The sequence below is a fragment of the Actinomycetota bacterium genome (genome assembly GCA_030018275.1).
Taxonomy (GTDB): Bacteria; Actinomycetota; Aquicultoria; order Subteraquimicrobiales; family Subteraquimicrobiaceae; genus Subteraquimicrobium.
Genome location: JASEGB010000014.1, coordinates 18996 through 27900, shown reverse-complemented (window position 1 = coordinate 27900; position 8905 = coordinate 18996). Strand labels below are relative to the sequence as shown.

General features: G+C 45.3%; 8 protein-coding genes and 1 tRNA gene. 8 read left to right on the top strand and 1 reads right to left on the bottom strand.

Features of this window, described 5'->3' with window-relative positions; all coding sequences use genetic code 11:
- The first annotated feature begins 128 nt into the window (after nucleotides 1–128).
- Nucleotides 129–914: a Fe-S cluster assembly ATPase SufC gene (sufC, locus tag QMD66_06485; GenBank protein ID MDI6822484.1), complete on the top strand. Its 786-nt coding sequence runs from the start codon at nucleotides 129–131 to the stop codon at nucleotides 912–914.
- Nucleotides 914–2158 (top strand): SufD family Fe-S cluster assembly protein, encoded by a 1245-nt coding sequence (locus QMD66_06480; GenBank protein MDI6822483.1) that lies wholly within the window; start codon nucleotides 914–916, stop codon nucleotides 2156–2158. The genes sufC and QMD66_06480 overlap by 1 nt, the downstream gene beginning before the upstream one ends.
- 146 nt (nucleotides 2159–2304) lie before the next feature.
- Here QMD66_06480 and QMD66_06475 read toward each other — a convergent pair.
- Nucleotides 2305–2392, bottom strand: a tRNA-Leu gene (locus QMD66_06475).
- Nucleotides 2393–2856: 464 nt separating this feature from the next.
- On the opposite strand from QMD66_06475, the gene QMD66_06470 reads away from it, so the two are divergent.
- The 6 genes from QMD66_06470 to QMD66_06445 all read left to right on the top strand — a co-directional run bounded on the left by QMD66_06470 (nucleotide 2857) and on the right by QMD66_06445 (nucleotide 8860).
- Complete coding sequence (locus QMD66_06470) at nucleotides 2857–4017, top strand: cation:proton antiporter (protein MDI6822482.1); 1161 nt, start codon at nucleotides 2857–2859, stop codon at nucleotides 4015–4017.
- Nucleotides 4018–4136: 119 nt separating this feature from the next.
- Nucleotides 4137–5081 carry a 1-phosphofructokinase family hexose kinase gene (locus QMD66_06465; GenBank protein MDI6822481.1) on the top strand — a complete coding sequence of 315 codons (945 nt, stop codon included), beginning with the start codon at nucleotides 4137–4139 and terminating at the stop codon, nucleotides 5079–5081.
- On the top strand, nucleotides 5078–5515 hold the full coding sequence (locus tag QMD66_06460) for a CBS domain-containing protein (protein ID MDI6822480.1): 438 nt from the start codon (nucleotides 5078–5080) through the stop codon (nucleotides 5513–5515). Before QMD66_06465 ends, QMD66_06460 begins: the two co-directional genes overlap by 4 nt.
- A gap of 239 nt (nucleotides 5516–5754) precedes the next feature.
- The gene (locus QMD66_06455) at nucleotides 5755–6009 is read left to right on the top strand and encodes a hypothetical protein (protein ID MDI6822479.1); all 255 of its coding nucleotides are present in this window, start codon (nucleotides 5755–5757) and stop codon (nucleotides 6007–6009) included.
- Between the two features lie 320 nt (nucleotides 6010–6329).
- Nucleotides 6330–6641: a V-type ATPase subunit subunit G family protein gene (locus tag QMD66_06450; protein MDI6822478.1), complete on the top strand. Its 312-nt coding sequence runs from the start codon at nucleotides 6330–6332 to the stop codon at nucleotides 6639–6641.
- Nucleotides 6641–8860: a V-type ATP synthase subunit I gene (locus QMD66_06445; GenBank protein ID MDI6822477.1), complete on the top strand. Its 2220-nt coding sequence runs from the start codon at nucleotides 6641–6643 to the stop codon at nucleotides 8858–8860. The genes QMD66_06450 and QMD66_06445 overlap by 1 nt, the downstream gene beginning before the upstream one ends.
- The last annotated feature ends 45 nt before the right edge of the window (nucleotides 8861–8905 follow it).

The window sequence follows — 8905 nt, the reverse complement described above, 5'->3', positions numbered from 1 at the left end:
GAACAATGAAAACCGAAAGTGTCAGAAAGTGTCAACTTGACTTGTTAATAGTCCATTTAAATTTTCATTTTAAATTTTCACATTATTCAGATATGGTATTAGATATATCAGAGAAGGGAGAGAGGGAAATGAGCTTACTGGAGGTAAAAGATTTAACCGTTACCGTTTCTGGTAAAGAGATATTGACCGATGTGAACTTCACGGTGGAAGAGGGAGAAGTTCATGTCCTCATGGGACCGAATGCTTCTGGGAAAACCACTCTGATCATGACCATCCTTGGATATCCCAATTATCAGGTGACCGAGGGGGAAATCATCTTCGATGGGATTGATCTCCAGGACAAACCCATTTATGAACGAGCGAAGATGGGAATCTCCATCGCCTTCCAAACCCCTCCCGAGATCAGGGGGGTTAAACTGAGGGATTTGATCAGAATCGCTGCTGGAAGGGAGCCCTGGGATCCACTGAAGGAGGGGCGGGAAACCCTAGCCACAGCCCTTTTATCCAAGGTTGGACTGGATCCTGAGACCTTTTGGATTCGAGATGTCAATGTGGGCTTCTCGGGAGGAGAGAAAAAGCGCTCGGAGTTGGCCCAGGTCTTTGCAGCTAATCCAAAACTCATGATCCTGGATGAACCGGACTCCGGAGTGGATATCGTCTCTTTAAAAACTTTGGGGTTTGACCTTGGTGAATACATCAGGGAGAAGAGATGCGCCGCTCTTGTCGTCACCCATTATCGACATATTCTTCCCTACATCAGGCCACATAGAGCCTCGGTGATGTGCAATGGGCGGATCGTTGTCAGTGGAGATCCCCATGAGATATTTTCAAAGATTGAGGAAAAGGGCTATTGTGAGTACCTGGAGATTTGTCCGCCTGAAATGAAAAGCTTGGTTGAGAAGGAGGAGAGATGATGTCCAAGTTACCCAAGTGGAGAAGAGAATCTATCAAAAGAGCTGAAGCAGCAAAAGAGAAGCGGGCAAAAATTGGTCCCGATGTGGATATCGATAAATTCAAAAGGGAGGAGCCAAATCACCCCACAGTTTCAGCTCCCGCGGAGCTTCCTCAGGAAATTCAAGAGGCCGCGAAGGTGGTCGGAATCGATTCCAATGAAGCCATGCGCTCGGGAACCTTCTTTCAGTGTGATCATTCCGTTATCGTTGCCCGAACTCATAAGGGTATTCCCGGTGTAGAGATAATGGGCATGAACCAGGCTTTAATGAAATATGACTGGCTTGCCGATTATTGGTGGAAAGCCGTCCCCGTAGACATGGATAAATACACGGCCATGGCTGAAATCAATCAAACCCAAGGCTACTTCATTCGAACCGAACCGGGTGCAAGACTCACCCTACCGGTGCAAGCATGTCTATTCATGGGAAGCTATGGAATACTGCAATGTCCCCATAATGTGATCATCGCTGAGGAGGATTCTGAGTTGCACATCATCACAGGCTGCACAATCCATCCATCGGTTGATTTCGGCATGCACATTGGTGTTTCCGAATTTTATATCAAGAAGGGAGCCACTATCACCTTCACCATGATTCACGGCTGGGCACCCAAAATCGAGGTCAGACCGAGAACGGGTGCTATCATTGAAAGGGGCGGAACATTTTTAAGTAATTACGTCTGCTTTCGCCCAGTGAAGACCCTCCAAATGTATCCCGTAGCTTATTGCCTGGGAGACGATAGTAAAGCCAGATATCATACCCTGATCTATGGTTGCAAGGATTCCTTCATTGATGTGGGGAATCGGGCGGTTCTCAAAGCCGGAGGAGCAAAAGCTGAGGTAACTGCACGGGCCATTGCTAGGGATTCCTCTCAAATAATCGCCCGGGGACATCTGGTCGGTGAGTGTCCCGAAACCAGAGCTCACCTCGATTGTCGAGGTCTCCTCCTATCGAAGGAAGCCAGGATTCATGCCATTCCGGAGTTAGAAGGAAAAGTCGAGGGGTGCGATCTTTCTCACGAGGCGGCTGTGGGAAAGATCGAAGAGGAGCAATTATGTTACCTGATGTCGAGAGGCTTAAACGAGGAGCAGGCAACATCCCTAATTGTGCGAGGCTTTTTAGATCCCGAGATACCGGGTCTCCCTGATCACTTAAAGCGAGAAATCAGGAGAATCGTACAACTCACAGCCGAGAAAGTGCTTTAGGTATCACCTTGGCAGTTTCTTAAAAACATCATTGGGACAGAAACTTCCTCCAAGTTCTGTGTCTAGTCTCAAATACCGCTCTTGAGTCTTCTAACTAACAACTATAAACTACCAACTACGAACTAAAACTGGCTTTGCCAGTTTTTTGGTGGGGGTGGCGGGATTCGAACCCGCATAGCATCACTGCCGACGGATTTTAAGTCCGTTGCCTGTACCAGATTCGGCTACACCCCCGTATTTGCGAACTCTATAACCACTATATAGCTAAGGAGCACTTTCTCTCTAAACAAACTACATCATCATTATAGTAAATAAACCTCCATAATTTTTGAGAATTTGCGCTTGAATAAATCAGTCTTTTGCCAGATATAAATCCTCTTATCCCTGCCAAATGCTGTATTGAGTTTCTTAGCCATTCAAGAAATTCTACAGCAAAATCAATATATCAAACACAGAAAACAAGGTCAACATACAAGAAATCCGCTCTCTTAAATTCTTATGTAAAAATCTTCGCAACATCTCTCTATGTCACCACGTGTCAATTTTGATTTTATGGATTATGAAATGACTCAAAATTCCCACACAACCAAATAGCCTATAAATTTGATACAGCTATGATTTTGTTTTATTATTTAGAGCCAAGGGCTTACCTTTAGTGGCATCCAAGATAATTGAAGGGGTAAGGTTTTGGCTAAATCATGGCTATTCACGAACAGATCATTGGAGCAAGCATACTATTGTTGGCGGGCTATGTTGGAGGGAAGTTAGCCAGGCTGATTAAACTTCCAGCAGTTGCTGGATACCTCATAACCGGAATTATCCTCGGTCCCAACGTCACCAACCTCATACCCATGAGTTTAAATAAGACAATGGGTGGCATCAAGGTATTAGGTCTTGCCCTAATTGCCTTAATCATCGGTGGTGAGTTACATTGGGAGAAGCTCAGGAGACTGGGCAAAAGCGTTGGTGTAATCACGATAACCCAAGTTGCTGGAGCGTTCATAGTCGTCTTTCTAACCGCGAAATTTTTTCTTCACCTGTCATTTCCCGTCTGTTTGCTACTCGGCGCCATGGCTTCAGCCACCGCTCCCGCATCCCCAGTGGCTGTGGTCAGAGAATACAAAGCTAGAGGTCCACTCACCAGCACACTTTTAGCCGTGGTGGCTTTGGATGATGCAGCATGCATCGCATTGTTTAGCATCGTGGTGGCGGTAGTGGGCATAAAAGGTTTTAGTACAGAGATGTTCACAACACCATTATTTAGAGTGGGCGGTTCCATAATCTTTGGAGCCGTATTGGGAATTATAATGGTTTATATTCTTAAGTTGGTGAAAGATAGACATGAGATTCTCATATTATTGGTAGGGGCGGCGCTTTTGGGAGGAGAAATAGGTGAGATGGTAGGATTTTCTGCTCTGTTGCTTTGTATGGTGATGGGATTGACGGTGGCTAACTTCCATAGCTCAGAAGTGTTTACAGTCTTGGAAGATGTGGAGCTACCCATATTTGTGGTATTTTTTGCCTTGGCTGGTGCCAGTCTACGCCTGGATGTGCTCACTGCAAACTGGTTAATACCTTTGATATATATTATAGCCCGGGGAATTGGTAAAGTTGGGGGAGTATTTGTTGGTGCCGCCGCATCTGGTGCGGAAAAAGTGGTCCAGAAATATTTAGGATTTGCCATGTTCTCTAAAGCTGGACTTACTATAGGACTAGTTCTCATCGTCCAAAGCAAGTTTCCGGAATTTGCAGCTCTAATTACGGCTATAGAGTTATCAGCCATAGCTGTTTGTGAATTGATAGGACCCATAGGTACTAGATATGCTCTGGTGGCTTCGGGCGAGGCTCAAGAGAAATAGAAGCCGTAATGATAGATAGTATGATTTGACAGAAATGCAATATTAGGGAAACACGATAAAAAGAATGACTGAAAGTAGTTTTTAAATGGGATACTTTGGATATAGTTTGGAGGAGGGGGTTGATTGGTTTGATTACCACGGTAACTCTCAATCCAGCTGTGGATAAGATCTTAAGGGTCCGTGGCTTGAGATCGAATAGGCTAAATCGGGCAGAGGTTTTAATGACTACGGCGGGGGGCAAGGGTGTAAACGTCTCGTATCTTTTGCAAGCTATGGGTTCCGAAGCCATCGCCATGGGGTTTGTTGGAGGCACTTCCGGTCAATTTCTTGAGGAGGAACTCAGGAAAGCTGGAATCACCACAAGTTTTGTGCATATAGCTGAAGAGACTCGAACTAACTACATCGTTCTAGATGAAGCACGCCATACTCAAACGCAGATCAATGAAAGGGGACCACTTGTTTCGATCGAGGAGATCCAAGAATTTGAGGGGACTTTTAAGAGGGTGCTTTCCCGTAGTGAAATGGTCATCATTGCAGGTAGTCTCCCCCAAGGTGTGGAGCCCGAAATTTGTGCTGAGCTGATCACCATGGCCAGAGAAAGGGGGATAAAGACCATCCTTAATACTACAGAACCCGCCCTTATCAGGGGACTGGAGGCTCAGCCTTTTCTAGTCAAGCCCGATATCCGGGCTACGGACCAGTTCATGGGGGTGAGGCTCAATTCCAATCGCCGAAGACTGGAAGTTGCTCAAAGGATTTTGGCTAAGGGCGTTCAAGTCGTGGTCATCGGCTCCAATTATATAAATCATATCGTGGTGACCCCGGAGCAAATATGGGAAGCGAGCGCCCCTGGTGTGGAGATAGTGAGCAGAGTGGGTGTAGGAGATGCTATGATAGGTGGGATGGCTTTTGTTTTGGCAAAGGGCGGTGTAATCGATGAAGCCATCCGACTGGGGATGGCTGCTTCAATAGCTGTGGTTAGGAAGGTTGAGAATAGGATAGAAAGCCGACAAGAGGTGGAGCAATTCCTTGACTGGGTGCAGTTAAAGGAGGTAAAGAGATGAAGATTAAAGAGATCATGACCCGCGACCTGACAGCTGTTTCCGAGGATACCACTCTGAAAGAGGCAGCTAGAATAATGGCTCGTTGTAGATTTTCCGGCTTGCCGGTGGTCGATGATGAGCATCGAGTTATGGGCATCATTACTGAAAAGGACATAATCGAATCCGCCTTTCCCGGTCGGTTCGGCCGAACCGATGAGTTTTTCGTTCGTGATTTTGCGGTGTTAGCTCGAAGGATGATCCAAGTAGGGGAGCGTTATGTCAGGGATTTCATGACCAAAGAAGCGGTTTGTGTTACCGAAGATGATACTATCCTCAATGCGGCGGAGATCATGTTAGTCAGGGGATTGAAGATTTTACCTGTTGTGAGGGAAGAAAAATTGGTGGGAGTGGTGAGCCGGGCTGAGCTCTGTCGTTCCCTTATGGAAGAAGGTTAAATTTTAATCCACCTGTTGTTTCAAGGATTTATCTTTCCAAAAAGGTTCTAGGAGGTGTTGCCAACCTAAAGTGAACATCTTTTTGCTCTTAGGAACACTCGTCATTTTGGGATTTTTGGAGCACGCTTAAGTGACAAAATAAGGATTCCCCATGTTGTGGGATATATATTCATTGGCGTTTTGTTGGGTTCATCATGTTTCAATTTGGTCACCCCAAAGATAGCTGAAGGTCTGTCCTTGTGGGAGTAAAATTGCAACTTGGTTTATTGCCCAAGCTTGGTCTACTTGGTCTAATCTACATCTTGATGAGGGCTCTGGGCAAAAGTCTGGGGGCATACTTTGGAGCAGCCATCACAAAGGCTCCAGAAACTGTAAAGAGGTATGTGGGATTAGGCTTGCTACCCCAGGCGGGTGTGGCCATCGGTTTGGCCATCGATGCCTCCCATGCCTTTAGGCACTTGGGGGCGCAGGGTAAAATTTATTGCCGAGGGTGATTTCGATGAATTTCTGTCGGGACATGAAAGGATGTCCAGCGAATCAATGCATCGTTTGCCCTGCATTTCTGAGGGATACGAATTGTTGGGAAGAGATAAATGTTCCCTGCTGCAGAAGGAATGATAAAACTCGTTGCATATTTTGCACCCTTTATCAAGCTTATTTGCAGGGGAAAATGGGTCATGTTTACCCCATAGCCTTAAAGAAACATTGATCGAAAATTATAAAATGAAATCGATTGTCTAAAATGGGATTTGGTGTTAATATATTTTTCGACTTTGCAAAATTGCAGGTTTTAAAGCATTTTCTTAAAGTGACGATGATGCTCCAACGCCTTAAGGTCATCCGTGAAACTGAACAGAAGGCCAACCAACTAATCGAAGATGCCAAACAAGAAGCGGCGGAGATTATAGAAAAAGCTCGCCGTGAGGGCACCAAAATCATCGAGAAGGCGAGAGAAGAGGCGAAGGAAAGGTCCAAAAAAGTAAAAGAAGAAATAAAGCAAAAAGCGGAGCAAGAAGCCCTCTCAATCAGGAAAGAGGCGGAGGAGAAAAGAAGGCAAATCAGCAAGGTAGCCGGCGAGAATTTGCAGAAGGCGATAAATCTCATCGCGGAAAGGTTGGTTTCCTAGTGGCTGTAGTGAAGATGAAAAAAGTTTATCTTGTTGCCCATAGTTCCTTAAGGCAAGTGCTCGTTGATACTTTAAACGAGCAGGGCTTGCTACACATCATGAATTTAAGGGAGGAGATTGCAGAAACCGATTGGGAACCTCTCCTAGTCGATTACCAGCCAGATTTGGGACATCTGGAACTTCTCCTCTCCAAGGTGCAATTTGTCCTCGATTTTTTGGCGGATTTTGAGGAAAGAAAAGGGGGATTTTTATTCGGTTTAATCAAGGAGAAGGTCAAGGTCGCCTGGACCAGTTTCAATGAGATTGAGGATAAAATCGAGTTTAATGATATTTATGAAGAATGTGAAAATTTTGACAATCAACTCGCCCACATTCGTAACGAGATATCCCAGCTTAAAGCATTGAAAGAGGATCTTCTGCCCTGGTTGTCTCTTACTCTTAACTTGAGCGATCTCGGGGAGACTGCACAAACCGTGATCCTCATTGGACAGGTCCCCACGCCCGAATTCCCAGATTTGCAAGGGGAATTGGAAGAAAATGTGGTGGAAAGTGAGTTAACCCTAGTTAGCCAGGATTTTAGGGATTCAAATTTTCTCCTCATCTTCTTGAAGAGGCACTCCGATCAGGTCTATGGCATCCTTCAGAAACATGGTTTTCGCCAGGTCTTTCTCCCCGCTTTGAAAAAGACTCCTCGGAAGAAAATCGAAAGCATTGAGAAAGAATGCAGCGCGTTGGAAAGGGAGAAGGAAGCCATCGTCAAAAAAATAAGGGATTTGCTGTACTTGAAACCCGACCTTTTAGTCCTCTATGACTTTCTTGAAAATAAACGAAGGAAAGCCGAAATTCAGGCGAATTTTGCCAATACCAGGGAAGCTTTCATGATCGAGGGATGGGTGGAAGCAGAGCACTTGCCTGAATTTCAGGAGAAAATAAATCAAATATCGGAGGAAATAGAGGTAACCTTCACCGATCCCATCGAGGGCGAGCAGCCACCCATAGTTTTAAAAAATAAACCAATCTTCCGACCCTTTGAGGTTCTCACCAGACTTTATGGGCTCCCCGATTACAATGAGGTTGACCCCACTCCTTATCTTGCTCCGTTCTTCTTCCTCTTCTTTGGGATTTGCCTGGGCGATGTGGGGTATGGCTTGATGTTGGCACTCGCATGTTGGTGGGTGAGCAAGAAATTGGAGGTCAGCGAGAACGTTAAGAGGTTCTTTCACCTACTCGCCTATGGTGGGATAGCCTCCATGATCGTCGGGGTGCTTACGGGCAGTTATTTTTGCATAGATGTTGCTTCCTTGCCTTCTTTCTTGAAAGGATTAATCCTCATCGATCCGGTCAATGATGCTCAGGTGTTCTTGCTTCTCTCCATCGCATTGGGTATCATCCATGTCTGTTTCGGGGTGATCCTCCAAGCCGTCAACAATCTTAGAAATCAAAGGATAAAAGATGTCGTCTTCGATCAGATTCCCACCTTTCTCTTTTTACCCGCTGTACTTCTATGGCTGGCTTGTTGGCTAGGAGAGAAAATGACCAAGACCTCATCACCGGTATTCAAAAATCTTTATCCAAAAGCTATGTGGGGGGTGGGTTTTGGAATCTTGCTCGTTATCTTCCTTCAAGGCAGGTATTTCAGCAATTGTTGCTCCTTATGGCGTGAGATGTGTGAGGGCATAAAGGGTGAAAAGTTGGGCAAAGCTCTGCGAAGTTTTTGGGGCATAGTATTTTCCATCTTTTTCCTGGTTTCCATTTGTGGCTGGGTTTTAACCCTCCTCTCCGGTCGCGACTCCTCGAGTATTTTTCTCAAGTTGATCGGCTTTGCCATATTGGTCGGACTTTTCAGCAAATCTTCAAGAAGTGCCCTGGTGCGATTCGCAAGCGGCTTATATAGCCTTTACGGAATGACCGGATTTATAGGAGATTTTCTTTCTTATGCTCGTCTTATGGCTTTAGGTCTGGCGACGATTTTAATTGGTTGGGTCATCAATATGCTCGGGAGGATGTTGTTGGGAATACCTTTTTTGGGGATCATCCTTATGGTTCTACTCTTGGCCGTTGGGCATATCTTCAATTTGGTGATAAATCTCCTTGGCGCCTTCGTGCATCCACTCAGGCTTCAGTATGTGGAATTCTTTAAGTATTTTTACTCCGATGGAGGTCGCAAATTCGAGCCTTTTAAGCTCCAAACCAAGCATTTGGTCCTCAAGTACGATTAAAATTTTTGAGAATTTTATAAAATGAAGGAGGGGTATGTTTATTCT